Origin of the sequence: Acinetobacter sp. ABJ-A23_2 (assembly GCF_044538765.1) — a bacterium.
Classification (GTDB): Bacteria; Pseudomonadota; Gammaproteobacteria; order Pseudomonadales; family Moraxellaceae; genus Acinetobacter; species Acinetobacter nosocomialis_A.
In genome coordinates, this window is the sequence record NZ_JBIUCP010000031.1 from 1 (window position 1) to 22,180 (window position 22,180).

Sequence of the window (22,180 nt, forward strand, 5' to 3'; positions counted from 1 at the left end):
ATTTAGATCAGTTTTATCAAATAATTTTTTTTGATTATTTTGAATAATTAAGTATTTTTTTGGCAAAAAACCAATAATTGGGTTGTTATCATCATGGAGATATACAAGTCCAATTAACTCTTCTAATTTTTTTAAAATATCGGCAGCCGATTGATAGCTTTCTAAAGAGATTTTTTTCTTTAACTGTGACATTTTAAACATGTAAGCGCTTGGAAGAGGTGACATAGTTTACTACAAGTTCTAGTCTATCAGACGGATGAGTCGAAAGAGTTTAATATTTCGTGTAAAAAATAACCGAATAGTATCTCAGTTTTAAAGACAATTTATAAGCGTGATCAGGCAGTCAGCATCTGTACCGTTTGTCGGGTAATTGGCAAAAAATGCATTACAGTAGTTGAACAAAAATTAACGTAGCTGTAATTTAGTAATTGCTAAGCAAAACTACTCAAGGATTGGAAGTTTCGGTTGCCATAAAAGAAAAATGCAACTTGAGACAGTAAGAGTGGTTAAGTCAAAAAATAAATGCTCTTGGGAGAGTGCTCAATGAAAATGTTCACTAAACTTGCTTTAGTTTCTTCTTTAGCTATCAGTGCAAATGCAATGGCAATGCAATCAATGGATGATGCAGCGCTTAGTGCTGCTACAGGTCAAGATGGTATTAATATCGGTATTGCTTTGGGTTCTGGTGGTATTTCTATCGATAAGCTATACCTACATGATAATGATGGTTTAGCAACATCAACAGGTATTACAGGGTCTTCAGGTACAGCGGGCTCAATCGCAATTAGTGGTGTTACTGTAACTCAAAAAGGTACAGGCAACCTTTTAGATTTAAAAATTGATACAAACGGTGCTTCAGGCTCAAACGGTGCTTTCTTAAACGTTGCAGCAACAGTGGGCGCAGTTGATGTACATGTAGGTTCAATTGGCGTAGGTACTTCTGGTACATTAAATACGACTACTGCTGTACGTGGTATTACTGAAACAGCTCCAACTGAAATTATTTCTGGCTTAGATTTATCTTTGGGTCAAATTTCTGCAAATGTTCAGTTAGGTTCAACTCCGCAAGGCGCGATGATCAAAGTGAACTCTAGCTTACAAGGTGGTTTAACACTTTCTAACTTCGGTATTAATGATGCTGCTGGTGGTGGTAAAATTGTCCTAGACAAAGTAATGGTTCGTGGTTCAGGTAATACAACTGGTGACTTGGATGTAAATGCGAACATTTCTGTTGTTCCTACAGGTTTACGTATCCAGAATAACAGTACACAAGGTATGAACGTTTATGCACAGGGCGTACACCTAGGTGCAGCGGGTAATGCTTCAATTGGTGATTTAGAAATCCAAGGTTTAAATGTAGGAACGTCTACAATTACTATTTCTGGACACTAATTTAAAGGCTGATAAAAAGCGCGTTTATACGCGCTTTTTTATTTATCTTAATAAAACTCAATCTTAAGCTTTTCTATTTAAATAATATTAGCTTATATAATAAGAAAGAATATAAAACATTTGAAATGAGAATTAATTATCAGTTTATAAATGTAAAACTATGCATTCATCAAAAAGATTAAAAAAAAGCTGTTTTTTACAAAAAAAAAAGGTATCTTCAACACACAGGGATGTAGAGCTATTGCTCTAAGAATAAAATGAATAAGGCCGGTTAGGCCACCATTTAGACCAAGTGCTTATGTTAGAGATAGTTTTAGGCTCAGCATTGATGTATTACTTTGCGACAGAAGCCTTCGAAATAGAAAAAAAGCCACCGGGAACTGTTTATTATACAGAGACTGCCGATTCACGTAATTTATCATTTCATCGAAACCATATTGAACCTGTCACAATAAAACCGGCTGTAGAAGATCAGTTTCGTGGCATTGTTCGACAAGCCTATGACTATAGTTGTGGTTCTGCTGCACTTACGACTTTATTAAATGGCTATGTTGGAACGAGTTTAACTGAACAGCAAACAATGAGTGGTTTGCTTCAGTATGGTGAATATCAACGTATTATTGAACGCCGAAGTTTCTCATTACTTGATATGAAGCGCTTTGTCACAGCAATTGGTTTGGACAGTGGTGGTTATCGAGGTGAGTTTTCTGATTTAGTTAAACTCGGCCAACCTGCAATTGTGCCTATTTCTTATGCAGGTTTTAAACATTTTGTCGTATATAAAGCTTATAAAGATGGAAGAGTATATGTAGCTGATCCTGCTTTAGGGAATATCAGCTTTGATGAAAGTCGTTTTAAACAAATTTGGGATAATAATACTTTATTTGTTATTTCTGTTCCTGAATCACAGCGTAAAGATTTATTGGCATTAAAAGATGCAGATATGCGTCATGTAGAAGATGCCACGGTCAATAGATATGCTTTTGTTGATGTTCAATATCCAGCATTTAACTTTGATCGTTTAGCAAATAAAGCTTCAACCATGAGACGTGTACTAGATAACGATAATCATTCGCCGACATATGGACAGCCGATAGAAACCTATATGCGTCTTTATTACAAACGCAAATAGTCAATTTTAAAGTTAGTAAAATAAATAAATTGGGTAGGAAAAACATGAATAATCGATGGATGAAGATGAGTGTGTTGGCCTTAAGTATGAGTGCCATTACAGGGACAATCTATGCCGAAGATCAAGTACAGCAAACACAAGTATCTGGTACGAATCAGACTGTAACAGAGGGAATAGAAAGCTCTGCTTCTTCAGAAGCTACCAGTTCTGGTTCAGTCTCAACAGATAATACTACGCAAACATTGAATGCAGTAGATACAAATGCTGTAGCCCCAGCTTCGAATAGTGAGGCACATCAAGCTGCAAGTGCATTACAGAAAAAAGAAGGGGATGCTAGTCAGGAGACAAACTTACAAGAAGTATTTACTTCAAATGAACGTCAATATTCTTTGATTAAGAAGGGCGTGATTTCTTCTTACTATGACCTTGATTACACTTATTATCGTGATGCTCGTATTGATTTAGCCTTATCGGATAATTCTTCTCAACTTAACCGTTTACGTGTTGAAGAAGATGCTAACCACACATTAACGAATAGTTTTACTGTTCAATATGGGGTATTAGATAACTTAACGTTGTCTGCAACTCTTCCTTTTGTTGCTAAGTCTGAGATTATTAAAGATAAAACAACAGCTGGTTTAGGGGATATTTCTTTTGGTGCACGCTGGGAACCTTTTCCATTAAAGCAAGGCCGTTTACCACTCGTTCTTTTTGGTAGCGTATCAACTAAAACAGGTGATAGTCCTTATGAAATTGGTATAGATGAGCTGTCAACAGGTAAGGGATATTACTCGGTTGGTGTAGGGGCGAGTACTCGAAAATATATTGATCCAGTTGTTCTCTTCGCTTCTGCATCTGCCAACTATGGATTTAAAGAAAGTGGTCTTAATCAAGCCCGAGGTTCACGCATTTTAGAATCTTTTGATCCAGGGATCAGTGGCGGTTTCTCATTTGGTTTTGCGTACTCATTTAACTATGACGTGTCTTTGACGATGTCATATCAGCAAAGTTTTAATACAAATGCTGAATTCCAATTTAATAATGGTGAGTCTTATAAGTCACCAGATCAAAGTAGTGGAATGTTATCTTTTGCTTTAGGTGTTCGCGTTTCACCTGAAACGATTGTTAATGGTACTGTTGGTATTGGTTTAACTGAAGATGCACCAGATATTTCTCTTGGTTTGTCGTTCCCGTTAGATATTTTAGGTTTTAACAAAAAACAAAAATAAGGAGATAAGCAGGTGAAATATCCTAAATTATGTCCTTTAACGGCGGCAATTGTTATCTCCGGTTTTTCTAGCTTTGCCAATGCTCAATTAGGACAAAACCTAGCTGTTGATATTCGTTCACTATCAATGGGGAATGCTGTAACTGCAGACCCTCCTGGTATTAGTGCAGTTCACTTTAACCCTGCAGCCTTAGCAAAAATTGATGGGTTGCAAACAGATGTGCAAGGGATTCTTGCTAACTTTGATATTAAGCGTGAGTTCTCGGCTCCCCCTGGTTATAACATTTTTGGTTATTCAGATGACCCTCTCGTTTGTAATGATGGTCCGGAAGTTTCCGCTAATATTTGTACAGATTTTAAAGGAACAGTTCATGGTGATGTCGAGTACGCAAGCCTATATGTACCTATTCTTAAAAAAATGGTTGATCTCGGAGCAGGGTATCCTCTAGTTGCTCCTACTGCCGGAATTGCATATAAACCACCTGGTTCAAAAGTTACTTATGCAACAGCAATATATGCGCCGTTAGTAGCAGGGTTTGGAGCAGAGAATGGTAATCCTGGTAATTACATGGGTAAACAAGTTGCTGTAGAACGGATCACTTATTTATCCCCATCGTTTGGTTATCAGGTAAATGATCATTTATCAATTGGTGCTTCTATAGGGATGTCCTATAACGCAATCGCTTTAAATACTGATCTACGTTTTCCAAACGAGATGATTGGTGTATTGCGTATGGTTGATGATGTGGTATGTGCACCGTTCAAAGACAATAACGATATGATTACCGATCTATTGTTATTGGGAATTTGTAATGCAAAAGAAGGTATGAATCCATTTGGTAAAATGGGTTCATTGCAAGTTTCGTTAGAACAATCATTAAGCCCAAGTTATAACCTAGGTCTACTCTGGGAACCAACAGACGATTTTGGTTTTGGTATGGTCTATCAAAGTGCTGCCAAGATGCGTTTAAAAGGCAAATACATGATTAATAATGCCAGAGCACCTCAAGAATTAATCAACGGTCTTAACTCATCAGCTACGGGTCAAATTTTAGCTGCCATTCTCGGATTACCTGGTTATGTTCCTGATACTGAGTCCGGTTTAGTTGCAATGGATCTCGAGTACCCAGCACATTTCCAAGCGGGTATTAAATATAAAATATTACCAGATTTACAAGTTAACTTTGATGTGGGATGGACTGATTATTCTGCTTGGAATAAATTTAAGTTCGAATTTGATCGACAAATTACGTTATTAAAAGTGGCTAAGCTTTTATCTAATGACGTTACCGATAATTCATTATCATTGCCTCTGAAATTTACCTCGCCATGGAGCTGGGGGATTGGTCTTGAATATTCAGCAACTGATCGTTTGAAATTAAGAGCAGGTTATGAACCTCGTGCCAGTTCGATACCTGATGATAAACGTAATACCATGGTCCCGATCAATAATGCGCAATTATTCGGTCTTGGGGTGGGGTACCGTTTTGATGCGGATACTGATCTAGATCTTTCAGTGGGTTTCTTACGTAGTCGTGACAATATTCCAGCTTGTACGAGTACATTATCAAACAAGTGTGGTGTCGATAATATTTTATTAAACCCATATTCTGGTTTAGATGTAAAAACGAATACAAAAGTTACAGTACTTGGTTTGAGCTATAGAACAAAATGGTAAAACAATATAAAAGGATGTTTCGACCTAGATTTGCTATCTCAACTTTATGTGTTGCGATAGCAAGCGTTTCTGTATCTTATGCAGATGGGTTCTATACAATCATTGGTCCAGATGGTCGACCAATGATTGTGCCGAGTAAAAAAGTTGAACAGAAGCAATCAAATATTAGAGTCGAAGCACCGAAGCAAGTGGCGCAGCCTAAATCTGTCTTTATACCTGTTCAAGAAGCACCTCCTGAGAATCTTCATAATTCAAAAGAATCTAAAAAGTTTGAATCACGCGTTACAAAAAAATTAAATACTGCACCGACTGCACCGACTGCACCGACTGCACCGACTGCACCGACTGCACCGACTCAAGAGCCTCCTTTAACAGTTAGTAAAACTCAGAAGAATGGAGTTAAAAAGCAAACTAATACTGTTAAGGAAGAAAGTACCCCTGCTAGAATTCCTTCATCTGTACCAAGCACTTCACAAGCTGTTTCAACTCAAAATTCGCCAAATGATCCATCTAAATTTACGAGTATTGATGGTGTAGAGTATGTAAATAATGAATATCTTGAAGACCAAGAATTTAATCTTGAAGGCAAAAAACGCTTTTATGTTATGCCAGATGGTTTAGGGCGAACAGAGTTTATTGAGCGGAAAAAGGGTGTAAGTAAATCTACTTTAGAACAATTGTTTAATAAGCAATCTCAGGATGATCAAGCGGCGATTGTTTTAGCCCCAACCTATATACGTCTGTCTCAAAAAGAATTAGAAACGACTTTTGAGCAAGATAAGTGTTTTGTTCAAGGCTACAAAAAGTCAATCAAAATACTTGGATCTAAAAAAGAAGTAAATTTATGGCCTCGTAAGCCGCTAAAAGAAAAGTTTGAATACGAGCTAGTAAAACTAGATCCGTCTGTACAACATTTACAGCTTATGTCATTTGCAGCAAGTAATTCGACGCCTCTATATTATTGGCCTTTAGCTATATTTTTAGATGAGAAGGGTTGTATTTTAGAGGGGGCAAGTGGTTTCAAGAGCAAGTCTTATCCTTCTACGATATTACAACATGCATCAATTCAAGGTACTTTAAGAGTGCCGCCTCATGCACGTTATATGATGTTAACTCCGTTATCTTCCTCTGTAGATGTAGCAGAACAAGAGTTATCTAATCAGGGACAGATTCAAATTTCAGTATTACGTTAAAAATAAGTAGGGTATCTAATGAATAAAAAATTATTATGGCCTTTTGCATTAACCACATTGGCAATGATGCTGAATGGTTGTGGTGGTGGCAGCTCGACAATTAATGAAGATCCAAACTCTGGTACTAATAACGGAAACTTAACTTCTGGCAGTTGTACGCCGACCACAAGTAATATTGGTGCAGTAGATACAACTTGTTTACAATTTGCTTTAGATTATCCGATAGCTGGTATTAATTTTGATTGTAGTTCAGCTACAAATTTTCATTATGCTACAAAATTTTCAGGAAATGCTGTAATTGGATCATGTAAAGTTGGTGATACAGCACGTTTTTATATTCAAAGTAAAGATAATAAAAAGGTTTACTTAGGAAACGTTAATCTTGATACAGTTGGAAAATTTACTTCTGTTAATCCTAATACCAAGCAAAGCAATCCTATATATTTAAGAATACTAGATTTAGCAAGTGGAATTACAGGAAAAACACCAGCAAGCTTAGATAAAAATGATGAAACTATTAAAGTAGCAATTGCTTTAGTAAAAATTTTTCAAAGCATTGGTGTAGAAAATGGCGATAATGTTATCGGTGATATACAACCAACTCAACTTACAGATACAAAAAAAGATCAACTTACGAAGATTTCTCAGAGTATAACAGCTACCGAATTTCAGAACGGAGCTTATGCAAGCATTTTGAAACCATGGTTAGATCTAGACCAAATTTCTGATGATGAAGCATATAGGCTTTTAGTACAAACGACTAATTTAAGTAATGCCGGTGTTTTCCAAGCATTCAATTTACTTCTTAACTCAACAGTACTTCAGACTTATCAAGTGTTTAATGGGTGTAATAGATCTACACAACAAGAGTGTTTTATTAACACACCTAACTTGCGTCATTCCACAGATGATCTTTATTTATTATCGGATCGTCAAGGTTATACGCTAGGATATGGTCTACAGTGGAAAGGTGATGCGATTCTTGCTGGAACTGAGGGTAATCAAGTAGTACAAAATCCTTATTCATTAACTTCAAAAGTTAAACCAGCTAAACTCAACGTAAATGCACAAAATAATTGGTTAAACCCGGTTAGTCGAGAAGTTCAGTCAACTACACCACTCCGTTTGAGTTTTTCTAATAACCCAAGCGAAGATCTGCAGATTTATCAAGGAAAATTCTTTAATGATTATGCAGTAGCAGGCACAGAAGCATTCTATAAATACTTAACAAAACTTAGTACAGGTAATCCACAGCATTATGGGCTCTGGCGTCAAAATGTTGATGGAGATAGTTACAATGGTATGTTGAGTATTATTAAAAGTAACCCTATTAGTTATCTAGAGCGAAATGTTTTTAAAACATTAGGTAATGTAAAAACAGGCGAAAATTATATTTTTCCTCTTTATGCTACTTTGACATTCAATTTTTCAGATACCACTATTCAACCTGTAAATTTAGGTATTGTGATTGATGAGCATGGAGATATTCGGACTGATATTAAACCAAATTCAACATCAACTGACATGTCGGGACAATGTGCTACAGTATCCGATGAAAGCTTAGTTGATAGCAATGGTGTGCAACAATATCGAATTGGTACTACAGCAGCGACGGTTAATGACCCTTTAAATGCTGATCAATCTGTATATGTCCGTATGATTTTATCTAATACTAAATTTGCCAATATCGATGGTGTTATGGTTGGGCTGACTTTTGCAGGCGTTTCTCCAGGTCCTGCAAAATTGAATCTATTTAATTTATTGGCAAATAAGGTAGATAGTACAAGCATAGATTTTGATAATAATACTCCTTGGTATAATCAATATGCGGCAGCTCAGGCTAGCTATAATAAGCTTGATAAAGTAACCCCTACTGAAGATGATAAAGCTTTAGCCAAACGTCAATTGGGTACAGTCACAATTAAACTAGCTGATCAGTCTATTCCAGCATGTAAAGCAATCAAAATTAAATCTTAATTAAACAAAATAAAAAGACCGCAAATGCGGTCTTTTTATTATCGAATTTATTAGCCTGTATGGTCTAAACGAGTGCCTAGCGTTTCTAGGTGCGTTGGAAAAACTTGTTTCTTACGATCTTCAAAATAATGTCTTAAAGTGTGTTCAACACTAGGGAATGCAAGTTCACCCCATGGAATTTCATGCTCTTCAAACAGACGACTTTCTATACTTTCTTCACCTGCACCAAAAATTCCATCTTTCAGCTGTGCTTTGAACAGGACATAAATTTGGCCAATACGAGGAATATTGTACATACAGTACAGTTGTTCTATTTCTATCTCGGCTTCTGCTTCTTCACGAGTTTCACGTGCTGCGCCTTGTTCCATGGTTTCGAACAACTCCATATAACCAGCAGGAAGCGTCCATAAACCATAACGAGGTTCAATTGCACGACGACAAAGGAGTACTTTGTCTTCCCATAACGCTAAGGCACCGCAGATTACTTTGGGGTTTTCATAGTGAATATTTCCACAATGAGTACAAACACGGCGTACTTTATGATCACCTAAAGGAATTTTTTGTTCGGTTTTATGCCCACACGCTACACAGAAACTCATAATTATCATCGAGTATAGAGATGCCTCAGCATAACTGAATTTTTTGACTTACGCATCAACTCTATTCCCTAAGTTTTATTTTCAGATATGATGAAAAGAGAGACAGAATAATAGGTGAAAGGTATGGAAGAGCACTTGCTAACGCAAAAGTTACAGCAAAGATTGCGCTTTTCCACCCGCATACAAGAAGCACAAGCTGCGGTACTTATTGCGATTACAAATGAAAATAATCCTAAGGTATTACTTACACGCCGTTCAATACATATGAACAACCATGCGGGGGAGGTTTCTTTTCCGGGGGGAAAGCGTGACCCCAGTGATACCAGTAATATTGTTGTAGCGCTAAGAGAAGCTCAAGAAGAAACGGCCTTAAACCCGTTTGATGTGCAGTTGTTAGGTGATTTGCCGATGCAGCGCGCAAGAAGTGGGCTGTCTGTAAAACCGATTGTTGGGCTTATTCCACCAGAGGTTCACTTAATACCTCAGCCTACGGAAATTGATCGAATTTTCTTTGTGCCATTACAACAGCTTATAGAGACGCGTCCGACACCATACGAAGTTCGATATGCTCATCAGTCTTTGTATTTTCCAAGCTTACAAATTGATAATGAAATTATCTGGGGTTTAACTGCTCGTATGTTGGTAGCTCTATTTAAATATGGATTAGGTTATCAAAAGGAATGGCCATTTTTACTCAACTCACCTACATTTGGAATGCCAAAATTTTCTCATAAAAAATAAAGATCAGGATTGATAAAGTATGATGTATAGCTATCAAGGACAGCACCCAAAAGCATTACATGAACCATGGGATGGCTGGGTTGCTCCAACAGCAACGCTCATTGGACAAGTAGAATTAGGCCGTCAGGTCAGTATTTGGTTTGGTGCGGTAGTACGTGCTGATAACTGTGTTGTTCGGATTGGTAATTTTTCTAATATTCAAGAAAACTCGGTATTACATACCGATGCAGGCCTTGAGTTGAACATTGGTGAATATGTCACAGTCGGTCATAAAGTCATGCTGCATGGTTGTACGATTGGTGATAATAGCCTGATTGGTATGAACGCTGTCATTTTAAATCGAGCTGTAATTGGTAAAAACTGTATTATTGGTGCCAATGCCTTAATTCCTGAAGGGAAAGTGATTCCAGATAACTCAGTGGTAATGGGTTCACCAGGTAAAATTGTCAAAACTTTAGATGAAGAAGGCGCGGCAAAAATACGCTTGAGTGCCCTACATTATGCTGAACACTTTAAAAGCTATACAGATTTAAAAGAATTTCACTTTTAAATTTTCAGTAAGATATTTTCAACGCCAAGCACTCGCTTGGCGTTTTTATTTAGATAGGAACAACTCGCCTATCAGGGCCGAGTGGGGTATCATAACTTCCGTTTTTAATTTGATTGAATACTAAGGTTGTGCATGAAACTGCTGGCGTTGGAAACTGCAAATGAGCAATGTTCCATTTCATTAATTGATGAAACCCAAGAACTATTTTTCCAACTCGATACGCGAGCGAAAGCACAAACCCAGACCATTCTGCCAATGATTGAGCAGGGCTTACAACAAACCGGACTAGAAATTGCTGGTTTAGATGCGATTGCCTTTAGTCGTGGGCCGGGTTCTTTTAGTGGTGTTCGAATTAATGCTGCTGTTGCTCAGGCTTTAGCTTGGTCACACGATTTACCTGTAGTTCCGGTTTCTACCTTGCAAGCTCTCGCGCAAGCGGCTTACCGACTTGAAGGTTTAGAGCAGGTGACTGCGGTACTCGATGCCCGTATGAATGAAGTTTACATTGCAAGTTTTGTTTTAGATGAACAAGGCATCATGCAGTGTATCGATGAAGAAAAATTAATGAGCTATGAACAAGCAGCTGCTTATGCAAAGCATTGCTTAATTGGTTCAGGTGCTAAGCTTCTTCAAGCCGATGCAGAGCATCAAACAATCACTGCCACTGCACAAGACATTGCTTCGATTGCACGTGTCTATGCCGCGCAAAAGCAATGGGTTGATGCAGAACATGCTTTACCGGTTTACTTACGTGATGATGCGTGGAAAAAAATAGCGGATCAGGGTAAAGCAAAGTAAAGGCACTACTCATGCATATATATTTTGAAGTAGATTTTCAAGAACAAGCACAGCACTACCAAGCTGTGCTTAGTTCGAGACGTGTGACTGCTGACTTACAGCCCATTGAAAAACTCAATGCCCGGTTTTTACGTTTAAACCCTGACTTAGCGCTTTGTGTAGATGAAAACGGACTTTGGTTATCTGCAAATGGTATGAAAATGCAGCCTGACTGGAAAGCTGAAATTCCTCGTTTAAAACGTGCCAGTCTTAAATCAGAAATGATTGCTCGAGCTTGTCAGCTGGGTGAAAAACCAATACTTGTAGACGCAACAGCAGGTTTAGGCCACGACAGCTTACTTATGGCGTATTTAGGTGCTCAAATTCAGCTCGTTGAGCGCCATCCGATTTTATTTACTTTACTTGAAGCTTCAAAAGCTCAAGCACAGCACGATCCATTTTTAAATCAATTTATGGAACGTATTCAACTGGTGTTTGCTGACTCTGCAAGCTATTTACAGCAATTAGATCAAGAAGCAAAAACGGTTGATGTGGTTTACCTTGACCCGATGTTTCCACAGCGTGACCAGAACCAACAAGCGATTAAGAAACAAGCCCAAGTCAAAAAGCAGATGCAGCTTTTGCATTTACTTTTACCAGAAGATGGTGAAATGGATTTAGGCGATAATTTGCTTGAGTTGGCTAAAAAAGTTGCCAAGCGAGTGATTGTGAAACGGCCACGACATGCTGTTTTTTTAGCAAATCAAGAGCCAGCCCATCAGTGGCAGGGGGATGCTTGTCGTTTTGATGCTTACTTTCAGTAAGCTTATGTAAGGTTAAGTTTTATTGCTTGAATAATGCACAAATATATGTGATATAGTTCAAAAGCATGATTGCTAAAATTCTTAGCAGGCATACACTTATGGTGCCTGACAAAAACGAAATTTTTGAAACCTTTTTATGATTGATCTCAAACCTTCCATTAACTTTTGGCATGATTTTAAAAGTAACCAGCTTGCCGGAATGTGGTTATTTTTGGGGTCAAGACGTTCCTTACAGATTGTACATCCCTCTATTCTTCAGCTTATTGTTTGGGGAATATTGGGTGGATGTACCAACTCACTTTATAGCTGGCTTGTTGCTGGCCAAACGGGTGATTTCAACTCGCAAGGCTTAATTGGGTACGCACTCTGGCCTTTTATCGCGCTTATTGTCGGTATTTTTTTATCACAGCGTATTAATCAACCGCGTTTGATGTTAGTTCCAGCTTTGCTTTGGCTGGTTTTAGATACCAATATTTTATTAATCCAATGTTTAATTCAATATTTGGGTTCTAATGGTTATCTAAACTTTATTCCCGATGCCATTTATAACGGTATTTTACCAAGCCTATTTGTGGCACTTTTTGTGTGGCAAAGTTTAGCTGTTATTTGGGTTTTCTCACGTGAACTCAAGTGGCCTTGGTGGGAGCGGGCATTGGTCATGGTTGCGACTATTGCGACCATGGTGGTCTGGCAACTTTCTGTAAAAGATCAGCCTATTTGGAAAGTAGAAGACTCTCCACCTACGTTTGCTGAAGATGCTTTTTATGCACAAAGCAAGTTACTTCATGATGCTTTAGAGCAAGTCCAATATGGTGAAGTGGCGAAAAGCCATTGGTATTTCTTGGGGGTGGCTGGCGATAGTTACCAAGATGTTTTTAAATCGGAAGTGGTCCGTATTAAGGAACAATTCGATACGCGTTTTGGTACAGTTGGGCGTTCAATGATGTTGGTCAATAACCCAGATACTCGAACCGAAATCCCGATTGCATCTAAAACCAGTATAGAGCTGGCTCTACGCCGTATGGGCCAACAAATGAACCGTGATAGTGATGTGCTGTTCTTATACATGACATCGCACGGTGAACAGAATCATTTTGAAATTGAAAATGCACCTTTAGATTTGGGGCAAGTCGATCCGAAATGGTTACGTGAAACACTCGATAAAGCTGGTATTCGTTGGCGCGTGATTGTCATTTCTGCTTGTTACTCTGGAAGTTTTATTCCTGCTTTACAGTCACCAGATACTTTAATTATTACGGCATCTGCGGCAGACAAAACTTCTTTTGGTTGTAATAACGAAGCTGACTATACTTATTTTGGAAGAGCTTTCTTTGACTTGGCAATGCGAGAGCAATCTTCAATGAAAGATTCGTTTAATGCTGCCAAGCAAACCGTGACCAAATGGGAAGTGGCTCAAGGTGTAGACCCTTCAGAGCCGCAATGGATGATTGGTAAGAATATGGAACTTATGCTACCTCAGTTGGAAAAATATCTTTTCCCACAGCAAAGTACAGGTAGTGTAAATATTGCTCAAACACAAACAGAGGCTAAAAACGATGCAACTCCTGCAAAAAAACCGCTGCTTTGAAGGTGAGCAGCGTATCTACCAGTTCGATTCTCAATTATTAAAAGGTTCTACTAAGTTTGGTGTCTATTTGCCACCTGCTGCATTAGAAGGTAAACCATGTTCTACATTGTTTTACCTGGCGGGTTTAACGTGTACTGAGGAAACCTTTGCCATTAAAGCACATGCACAGCATATGGCAGCCCAGCTTAGTCTTATACTGATTACGCCTGATACTTCACCTCGTGGTGAACAGGTAGCAGCTGGTGACAATTGGGATTTAGGACAAGGTGCAGGTTTTTATATTAATGCAACGCGAGCGCCGTGGTCTGAACATTATCAGATGGAAAGCTATTTAATTGATGAGTTATATCCACTCATTTTAAAAAGCTTTCCAGTAAATGCTCAGCAAGTTGGTGTCTTTGGACACTCAATGGGTGGCCACGGTGCATTAACTTTAGCGTTTAAATATCCTGAAAAGTTTAAGTCGGTATCCGCTTTTGCTCCGATCTGTGCACCAACTGATTGTGCATGGGGTGAAAAAGCATTTAGCCATTATTTAGGTGCAGATCGTGAGAGCTGGTTGGACCATGATGCCACAGCTTTAGTCTCAAAAAATGGTGCAGTTTTTAGTGAAATTTTGGTTGATCAGGGATTAGATGATCAATTTTATGAACAACTTCACCCTGAAAAATTTAAGCAAGCATGTTTAAAGGCAGGGCAGCCTTTAATTTTAAGACAACATGCGGGTTATGATCATGGCTATTATTTTATCCAGACCTTTATGGATGAGCATTTGCAGTTTCATGCAATCCAGTTGGAAAAAGTCGCTGGCTAATAATTAGTGCTGCCATTCCACCTGAAATTCTTGTTGAGCCATACGGTTTAGATGATCAAGGACAACTTTTTCCAAGTGGTCATGGTCATCTAACTGGCTATCAATAGCAACATTTAATTGCTCTGTTTCTGGTGCAAGCGTAATGGTTGCTGTAGGCATTAAGATTTTAAAATCTTGCTCAGTTTCTTGTACTTCAAACTTATGTTTCCAATGATTAACTAGACGTTTTGCAATGCGTTTTCCATCGTTTGTTAATAGATGAGTCGTACTTTTCATTATCAATCCTCACATTGGTTTAATGTACCTTAACAAATTCGTTTGGCACTTGGCATTCTATAGTAGCAACGTTACGTTGCAAGTTTGAAATGTTGTCATTTAAACAAGGAAGGGCGGGCTAAGTAGGTTCTTTTTTGTTATAATTTCTAGCCTCTCCTTAAACTTCTAGCCAGGTCATCCACCTATGTCCAAGCCTTATTTGATTGCTCCTTCTATTTTATCTGCCGATTTTGCTCGTTTAGGCGAAGATGTAGACAAAGTGTTAGCTGCAGGTGCAGATGTAGTGCATTTTGACGTGATGGATAATCACTATGTTCCAAACTTAACTTTTGGTGCTGGTGTATGTAAGGCTCTAAAAAACTATGGTGTTAAAGCTCCAATTGATGTGCATTTAATGGTGTCTCCAGTTGACCGTATTATTGGTGATTTCCTAGAAGCAGGCGCTGATATTATTACTTTCCACCCAGAAGCATCTCACCACATTGATCGTTCATTACAGCTGATTAAGTCTGGTGGTGCTAAAGCAGGTTTAGTCTTTAACCCAGCAACGCCGTTACACCATTTAGATTATGTGCTTGATAAAGTTGACCAAATTTTAATAATGAGTGTAAACCCTGGCTTTGGTGGACAAAAGTTCATTCTAATGACTTTAGAAAAATTACGTGCAGCGCGCAAAATTATCGATGCAAGTGGCCGTGATATCCGTTTAGAAGTTGACGGTGGGGTTGGCCCAGCAAATATTCGTGAAATTGCAGAAGCGGGTGCAGATATGTTTGTTGCAGGTTCAGCAATTTTTGGTCAACCAGATTATAAAGTTGTGATTGATCAAATGCGTGCAGAGCTTGCTAAAGTAGGGGTGAAAGAGGCTTAACAGCTTTTTTGTGCTTGAATAAGATGAGATGTGCTTTTCGCCACTCACAGCATAGCTGTTCGTCTTGCGCTCAGGCAAAGCATAGTTTTCCCGCCACTCACAGCATAGCTGTTCGTCTTGTACTCGGGCAGCGATACTTAATCGCTGCTACCCCTCTTTCATGTGGATAACTTTGTTTATAACTGTATGGATAACTGTGTTGATAACCGTATGGATAAGATGTTGGTAAAATAAACAAAATGAGATCAACCGTTTACTCTCTAAACAAAATATATGAAAAAAGAACGCTTTGGCGTTCTTTTTTTATGCGTATTGAATGTTTTATTGTCTGGTTTTTTATTAAGATTTGCTAAAAAATAACCTGTGCAAAAAACGAGATGAGGCTGTATAAAACTTTTAAAAACTTATAGAGAGAAAACTATAAAAGTGTCATGAAAAGTAAAGCTAAATTTGCTTTAATAAGATTTTAGTAAGAGACCTAGATCATTAATGACAGTAAAAATTTTAGCGGTAGATATGGATGGGACTTTTCTTAATTCTAAGAAGCAGTACAACAAAGCACGTTTTTTAAAACAGTATGAACAATTAAAACAAAATAATATTCATTTTGTGGTGGCCAGCGGGAACCAACTCGCAAAGCTTGTGACCTATTTTCCAGAAATTAATCATGAAATAGCTTTTATTGCAGAAAATGGCGCGCATGTTGTAGATGCTGGACAAGAACTCGCTTTTGCCCATTTAAGCAAAGAACAATTTAGTAATATTCTAAAAGCGATTGACTCTGCGTATACCTCGACTATGGTAATCTGTGGGAAACAGAGTGCTTATGTGCATAGCAGCATGAACGCAGAGGACTACGCTAAAGTCGCTCGATATTTTGAGAAGCTGACAGTTATTGATGATTTTTATGCACTAGATGACTTGGTGTGTAAAATTACTTTTACTGCTCAGGAAAACGAAAGCTTTGCGATTTTTGAACATTTTCAGAAAAAAAGTTTTGTTGCAGATAAAGTATTAGTTCCCGTTTCAAGTGGTTTTGGTTTTATCGATTTAATTCTTCCTGATCAGCATAAAGCGCATGGTTTGAAGCTATTACTACAAAAATGGCAGATTGAGCCTAATGAAGTGGTGGCGATAGGTGACAACAATAATGATATCCAGATGATTAAAGCAGTCGGTTATGGTTTTGCTGTTGAAAATGCTGTTCAAGCTTTAAAAGCAGTAGCGCCTTATGCAACAGTAAGTAATGAACAAGAAGGTGCACTAGATGTGATTGATTTAGTCCTTCAGCATCAACCTCCGTTTGCTTAATGACCATAAAAACAATCAATTAAGATGTAAAATTGTATCTGTTTTAAAACTTGGTTATGCTTATATCCCATAGATAAATGGATTGCTCAAGGCAATAAATGATGACGCTGCAACACTTACGCAAGTATGCTTGGTTTGTGTTCCTAATGACTTTGGTCGTTGGGTGGAGTGGCGTGTCTGTTGCTCAGATGCCTATGCAGCATGATCTTCATACAATGCCATGCCATAGTAAACAAATGACACATCACACTATGCAGGGTCAAGCTGATGATCAAGCGATGTGTCATCAATCTATGGTTAAAGTTTCTCATCAACATGGTGAACACTGTCAAGACTGTAACCCAGTGCATTGTCAAATGGTGAATCTGGCTTTACAGCAAGCTGTACCAGATATTGAAACATCATTTATTCCTATTTCATCTCAATTTAGTAGTATTTATCAGGCACAGCATTTAGCTGGACACTGGCAAGAAATCTTACGTCCACCAAAAGCTTAATCCTTTCTTACTTATTTTTTAGTTCAAAGGATTACAGCAATGTCTCATAAAACAATTAGCAGCCTCGTCGCTGTATTTGGTCTATTGGTTTCACCATGGACCCTCGCGGCAATTAAGGAATATCACCTTAATATTAATGAACAACAGGTCAATGTTACTGGTCAGCCGCTCAAGCGAATTACCGTAAATGGCAAGTTTACAGCACCACTCCTTGAGTTTGAGGAAGGAGATGAGGCTGTTATTCATGTTCATAACCAATTAAAGAATCAAGATACCTCTTTACACTGGCATGGCTTATTACTGCCAGGGTTAATGGATGGTGTACCGGGTTTCAATGGTTTTAAAGGAATCGCGCCAAACGGAGATTTTGTTTACCGTTTTAAGGTGAAACAAAATGGCACATATTGGTATCACGCCCATAGTAAAGGCCAAGAGCAAGATGGTTTATATGGCCCGCTCGTGATTTATCCAAAAGGAAAAATACCCGTAGCGGCGCATGAAAAAGCTGACCGTGATTATGTGGTGATGCTTTCAGATTTTCATAACTCTTCTAGTGATAGTATTTTAAAGAATTTGAAGAAATCTGCTGAGTATTATCAAAACCGCCGTGAAACCGTATCTGATGTTTGGAAGCAAGTTAAAGCACAAGGCTTAAATGCAACTTGGCAAGATCGTTCGATGTGGAATCAGATGCGGATGTTAAAAACAGATATGTCTGATGTGACGGGTTATACCTTCTTAATTAATGGCAAGACACCACAGCAAAACTGGACAGGAAACTTTAAGACTGGCGATAAGGTTCGATTACGATTTATTAATGCATCAGCAATGTCATTTTTTGATGTCAGAATTCCAAATTTGAAAATGACAGTTGTAAGTGCAGATGGGCAGCCAGTCAAACCTGTTGCAATTGACGAGTTTCGTATTGGTACAGCTGAAACCTACGATGTCATTGTGGAACCTAAACAGCCAAATTATCAGATTGAAGCAGAGTCTATTGACCGTACTGGTTTTGCTATCGGTACTTTGCACAATGAAAATACGCAGGCTGTAGGGCCAGTCCAAATGCCAACACCACGCCCACGTTCTTTGCTAACCATGGATGATATGGGCATGAGTCATGGCAATGGGGCAAGTGATGAACATGCTGGCCATCAAATGAACATGCAACACGACATGTCGGCCATGCCTGAAATAAAAAATCAGGATGCCCATGCCAGTCATAATCATATGATGGAAATGGATCATGACATGAAAAATATGTCATCTGGTGAACATGATCCCTCTATGATGCAAATGAAGCATGATATGCAGGCAATGTCGTCTAGCGAACATGACCACGCTATGATGAATATGAAGCATGAGATGCCATCTCAATCTGAGAATAAGACTAAAAATAATGAGCCTGTTTATGGCTGGGCAAATGCTTCAACACCAGAGGGTATGAAAGCGCTGCAATATAGTGATTTGCAATCTTTAACACCTCAACCAGACACGCGTGCGCCCGAGCGTGAATTAGTCATCCATTTGGGTGGCAACATGGAGCGTTATATCTGGACCATTAATGGTAAGAAATTTAACGAAGCTGAACCATTACAAGTTAAATATGGCGAACGTATTCGCTTGAAGTTTGTGAATGACAGCATGATGGCCCATCCAATGCATTTACATGGCATGTTTATGCAATTGGAAAATGGTCAACAAGCTGAAAACTTACCAAATAAACATACCGTTATTGTTCCACCCGGAAAAACCGTTACTGCGTTATTGACAGCCGATGCCTTGGGGGAATGGGCGATTCATTGTCATTTGCTCTATCACATGAGTGCGGGAATGATGAATAAGTTGATTGTTGCTCAAGTAAATGAAAGCCAACAACCAGCTCAATCACAGCCACCTGTTCAATCTGAAAATGAGAAAGGAGCTAGTCATGCACATCACTAAGTTATTTTCTCAAATGATATGTTGCGGTGCTTTCTCGGGTATATCTGTATTTGCTTTTGCTCAAGAGCCTTTAACACATGATCATTTACGTGAACATGGTGGACAGGTTTATCAAGCAACAAAGATTGATACTGGCTGGACTCAAAATGAAGAGGGTGAAGGCAGTTTTTCTTCTGAATTGGAAAGCTGGGTGGGAACGGATGAAAATAAATTGTTCATTAAAGCCCATGTTGAAAAGGCCGAGTCGGAAGATGCCAATTATGGTGGTTCAGTACTTTATAGCCGCAATGTAGCTGACTATTGGGATGTGCAGGCTGGGGTAAACTACGAGCGTTTAAAACGGGAAGCTGAAAAGCAAGATCGCTGGGCTGGTGTAGTGGGCTTACACGGCATGGCACCTTACTTTTTTGAAACCGATGCATATCTTTACGCAGGTGAAGATCAGTTATGGAAGTTGAGCCTAGAGACTGAAAGGGACTTACTCTTTACCCAAAAGTTGATTGGTAAGCCCTATTTAAAAGCAAATGTTGTTTTACAAGATGAATCTCGCTATGCCAGTAAAACGGGGCTATCAAGTTTACAAGCTGGCTTTCAAACCCGTTATGAAATCAACAAAAAGGTCATGCCATTTGTTGATGTTGGTTACGGCTATGAAAAAGGTTTAAAACAAACTGATTGGCAAACTGAAACCGGCTCTGAACATGGTTGGTATTATGGTGCAGGGTTAACACTTAAATTCTAATTGCCGAACAAAAAGTAAGCTTAATGACATGCCATTGGTTTATACTGATGGCATTGTTTTTTGTGTCAGTTATGGTGCAAAGATGGCTTTAGAAAAACAAGAGAATCAAATACATTTAAGTAAAAATAGCTCTAACTGCGAATGCTCAAGCATGTCGTCTCATGAGTGTTTCACGCCTAGTGAACCTGTGGCTAAAAAGAGCCAGTGGGTAAGTTATTATCATATTCCTCGCATGGACTGTGTAGCCGAAGAGCAAATGGTGCGGATGGCTTTAGCCTCTTACACTGACGATATTCAAGAACTTCATTTTGATTTGCCTGCACGCCATTTAGCGATTTATCACAGTCTTCAAGCTGAAAGGATTACTCAAAGTTTACAGCGTTTGGGACTAGGCGCCGAGTTACAACAAACACAGCCACATTATGAACCTGTTGAAAAACCTAAAAAGGTTCGACCAAGTACTTCAACGAATGCAGCACAAAAACAAGTTTTACAATGGTTGTTACTCATTAATGGGGTCATGTTTGTCATAGAGTTAATGGCAGGCATCATCGCTTCTTCCACAGGATTAATCGCCGATTCGCTCGATATGTTTGCCGATGCGGCAATTTATGGCATTGCTTTATTTGTGGTGGGTAAAAACCTCAATGCTCAATTAAAGGCTGCACATATTTCCGGATGGTTTCAGTTTGGCTTAGCCATGATCGTGCTAGTGGATGTACTACGTCGTTTTATATACGGCAGTGAACCTGTTTCAATTCTCATGATTTTAATTGGTGGCTTAGCACTTGCGGCCAATATTAGTTGCCTTTATTTAATGAGAGACCATAAGGAGAGTGGGGCACATATGAAGGCGAGTTATATATTTTCTGCAAATGATGTCATCGTAAACTTAGGTGTCATTATTGCGGGAATATTGGTTGCAATCACAGGTTCTCGTTATCCTGATCTAATAATTGGGTTAATTATTGTTTTATTTGTTTTAAATGGTGCACGGAAAATCTTACAACTCAAAAATGAACAAGATTTATAGATTTACGGCGGACTTGAGTGCGAGTTTGCCTTCATTTTTTATTTTAAAGTAAACTGGGTCTTCACATACTGGAGGAACGACCTCCCCCATAATGGGTAATCATGTCAGGACGACCTGACACTATAAAAATTAGTGAATGTTATGGCTTGGGCTATTTTAATTTTAGCAGGTGTATTTGAAATCATTTGGGCATATTCTATGAAAATGTCCGAAGGTTTTACACGCTTAACCCCTAGTGTTATTACCGTAGTTTTTATGATTTTGAGTGTAGTTCTGCTTTCAATATCAATGAAAACGTTACCCCTTGGTACTGCTTATACGGTTTGGACAGGCATAGGTGCAATTGGATCATTTTTAGTGGGTATATTTTTTCTTAATGAACCTATTGGTGCAATGAGAATGATTGCCGCTGTACTGATTGTATCGGGACTGGTTCTAATGAAAATTTCGTCTCCATCTTAAAAGGATAAAGTATGTTGCTGTCTTATAAGTATATCAATTCGCCTGTTGGGCAATTAAAGCTAGTTGCGAATGAAAATGCTTTGGTAGCAGTACTTTGGGACAATGAAAATCCAAAACGTGTTCGACTGGCAGAGCTGGTCGAACAAACTGAGCATCCAGTTTTATTAAAAACTGAACAACAATTAAAAGAATATTTTGAAGGCAAGCGCCGTGAATTTACATTGCCATTAGATTTTGAAGGTACAGCATTTCAAAAACAGGTATGGGCGGTATTGCTCAGCATTCCTTATGGTGAAACAAGAAGTTATAAAGAGATTGCTGTTCAAATTGGCAATGAAAAAGCCGTGCGTGCAGTAGGTGCTGCCAATGGTAAAAACCCGATTTCAATTATTGCACCTTGTCACCGAGTCATTGGGGCAGGTGGTGCCTTGGTCGGTTTTGCTGGTGGTCTTGATAAGAAAGATATTTTATTAAAATTAGAGCAAAAATAAGCTAGTTTTAGCGCTCGATTTTTTCAGGCTTTTCTAATAAGCTGTCAACACTGATATTTC

22 protein-coding genes and 1 pseudogene are annotated in these 22,180 nt (G+C 38.5%); 20 read left to right on the top strand and 3 right to left on the bottom strand.

Going from position 1 to position 22,180, the window contains the following annotated elements; translation table 11 throughout:
* A pseudogene (locus tag ACH63V_RS11600) lies at positions 1-225 on the bottom strand (aminodeoxychorismate synthase component I); the annotation flags it as partial.
* Between the two features lie 318 nt (positions 226-543).
* Here ACH63V_RS11600 and ACH63V_RS11605 point away from each other — a divergent pair.
* The 6 genes from ACH63V_RS11605 (at position 544) to ACH63V_RS11630 (ending at position 8,600) form a co-directional block, all read left to right on the top strand.
* Positions 544-1,392, top strand: a complete 849-nt coding sequence (locus ACH63V_RS11605) for a DUF6160 family protein (protein WP_311070510.1) — start codon at positions 544-546, stop codon at positions 1,390-1,392.
* 298 nt (positions 1,393-1,690) lie between these two features.
* On the top strand, positions 1,691-2,524 hold the full coding sequence (locus ACH63V_RS11610; RefSeq protein WP_017393200.1) for a C39 family peptidase: 834 nt from the start codon (positions 1,691-1,693) through the stop codon (positions 2,522-2,524).
* 44 nt (positions 2,525-2,568) lie between these two features.
* Complete coding sequence (locus ACH63V_RS11615) at positions 2,569-3,753, top strand: transporter (RefSeq protein WP_396463573.1); 1,185 nt, start codon at positions 2,569-2,571, stop codon at positions 3,751-3,753.
* Between the two features lie 12 nt (positions 3,754-3,765).
* Entirely contained in the window at positions 3,766-5,430 is a 1,665-nt protein-coding gene (locus tag ACH63V_RS11620) for an OmpP1/FadL family transporter (RefSeq protein WP_396463574.1), read from the top strand.
* Between the two features lie 14 nt (positions 5,431-5,444).
* Positions 5,445-6,623, top strand: coding sequence for a putative pilus assembly protein FilE (gene filE, locus ACH63V_RS11625; RefSeq protein WP_396463575.1), 1,179 nt, complete (start codon positions 5,445-5,447; stop codon positions 6,621-6,623).
* 18 nt (positions 6,624-6,641) lie between these two features.
* Complete coding sequence (locus ACH63V_RS11630; protein ID WP_396463576.1) at positions 6,642-8,600, top strand: protein FilF; 1,959 nt, start codon at positions 6,642-6,644, stop codon at positions 8,598-8,600.
* Positions 8,601-8,650: 50 nt separating this feature from the next.
* On the opposite strand, the gene ACH63V_RS11635 is transcribed toward ACH63V_RS11630, so the two are convergent.
* On the bottom strand, positions 8,651-9,199 hold the full coding sequence (locus tag ACH63V_RS11635) for an NUDIX hydrolase (RefSeq protein WP_002115876.1): 549 nt from the start codon (positions 9,197-9,199) through the stop codon (positions 8,651-8,653).
* Between the two features lie 114 nt (positions 9,200-9,313).
* On the opposite strand from ACH63V_RS11635, the gene ACH63V_RS11640 reads away from it, so the two are divergent.
* The 6 genes from ACH63V_RS11640 to fghA all read left to right on the top strand — a co-directional run bounded on the left by ACH63V_RS11640 (position 9,314) and on the right by fghA (position 14,493).
* Positions 9,314-9,940, top strand: coding sequence for a CoA pyrophosphatase (locus ACH63V_RS11640; RefSeq protein ID WP_081400259.1), 627 nt, complete (start codon positions 9,314-9,316; stop codon positions 9,938-9,940).
* A 22-nt stretch (positions 9,941-9,962) separates the two neighbouring features.
* Positions 9,963-10,490, top strand: a complete 528-nt coding sequence (locus tag ACH63V_RS11645) for a gamma carbonic anhydrase family protein (RefSeq protein WP_002000137.1) — start codon at positions 9,963-9,965, stop codon at positions 10,488-10,490.
* Between the two features lie 132 nt (positions 10,491-10,622).
* A complete protein-coding gene (tsaB, locus tag ACH63V_RS11650; protein ID WP_396463577.1) occupies positions 10,623-11,288 on the top strand; it encodes a tRNA (adenosine(37)-N6)-threonylcarbamoyltransferase complex dimerization subunit type 1 TsaB in 666 nt (221 codons plus the stop codon).
* Positions 11,289-11,299: 11 nt separating this feature from the next.
* Entirely contained in the window at positions 11,300-12,091 is a 792-nt protein-coding gene (locus tag ACH63V_RS11655; protein ID WP_396463578.1) for a class I SAM-dependent methyltransferase, read from the top strand.
* A gap of 136 nt (positions 12,092-12,227) precedes the next feature.
* Positions 12,228-13,679 (top strand): C13 family peptidase, encoded by a 1,452-nt coding sequence (locus tag ACH63V_RS11660; RefSeq protein ID WP_002050332.1) that lies wholly within the window; start codon positions 12,228-12,230, stop codon positions 13,677-13,679.
* Positions 13,648-14,493, top strand: coding sequence for an S-formylglutathione hydrolase (gene fghA / locus ACH63V_RS11665; RefSeq protein ID WP_396463579.1), 846 nt, complete (start codon positions 13,648-13,650; stop codon positions 14,491-14,493). The genes ACH63V_RS11660 and fghA overlap by 32 nt, the downstream gene beginning before the upstream one ends.
* 3 nt (positions 14,494-14,496) lie before the next feature.
* On the opposite strand, the gene ACH63V_RS11670 is transcribed toward fghA, so the two are convergent.
* Entirely contained in the window at positions 14,497-14,769 is a 273-nt protein-coding gene (locus tag ACH63V_RS11670) for a DUF2218 domain-containing protein (RefSeq protein ID WP_000843452.1), read from the bottom strand.
* A 184-nt stretch (positions 14,770-14,953) separates the two neighbouring features.
* Here ACH63V_RS11670 and rpe point away from each other — a divergent pair, with 184 nt between their 5' ends.
* The 8 genes from rpe (at position 14,954) to ACH63V_RS11710 (ending at position 22,120) form a co-directional block, all read left to right on the top strand.
* A complete protein-coding gene (gene rpe, locus ACH63V_RS11675; RefSeq protein WP_396463580.1) occupies positions 14,954-15,640 on the top strand; it encodes a ribulose-phosphate 3-epimerase in 687 nt (228 codons plus the stop codon).
* A gap of 489 nt (positions 15,641-16,129) precedes the next feature.
* Complete coding sequence (locus tag ACH63V_RS11680) at positions 16,130-16,951, top strand: Cof-type HAD-IIB family hydrolase (RefSeq protein ID WP_311086368.1); 822 nt, start codon at positions 16,130-16,132, stop codon at positions 16,949-16,951.
* Positions 16,952-17,052: 101 nt separating this feature from the next.
* Entirely contained in the window at positions 17,053-17,448 is a 396-nt protein-coding gene (locus tag ACH63V_RS11685; protein ID WP_396463600.1) for a hypothetical protein, read from the top strand.
* Between the two features lie 39 nt (positions 17,449-17,487).
* Positions 17,488-19,392, top strand: coding sequence for a copper resistance system multicopper oxidase (locus tag ACH63V_RS11690; protein WP_396463581.1), 1,905 nt, complete (start codon positions 17,488-17,490; stop codon positions 19,390-19,392).
* Positions 19,379-20,134 carry a copper resistance protein B gene (locus ACH63V_RS11695; RefSeq protein ID WP_396463582.1) on the top strand — a complete coding sequence of 252 codons (756 nt, stop codon included), beginning with the start codon at positions 19,379-19,381 and terminating at the stop codon, positions 20,132-20,134. Before ACH63V_RS11690 ends, ACH63V_RS11695 begins: the two co-directional genes overlap by 14 nt.
* A 28-nt stretch (positions 20,135-20,162) precedes the next feature.
* Positions 20,163-21,167, top strand: coding sequence for a cation transporter (locus ACH63V_RS11700; protein ID WP_396463583.1), 1,005 nt, complete (start codon positions 20,163-20,165; stop codon positions 21,165-21,167).
* A gap of 141 nt (positions 21,168-21,308) precedes the next feature.
* Entirely contained in the window at positions 21,309-21,629 is a 321-nt protein-coding gene (locus ACH63V_RS11705) for a multidrug efflux SMR transporter (RefSeq protein WP_002050323.1), read from the top strand.
* A gap of 11 nt (positions 21,630-21,640) precedes the next feature.
* The gene (locus ACH63V_RS11710; protein ID WP_396463584.1) at positions 21,641-22,120 is read left to right on the top strand and encodes a methylated-DNA--[protein]-cysteine S-methyltransferase; all 480 of its coding nucleotides are present in this window, start codon (positions 21,641-21,643) and stop codon (positions 22,118-22,120) included.
* Positions 22,121-22,180 lie beyond the last annotated feature (60 nt).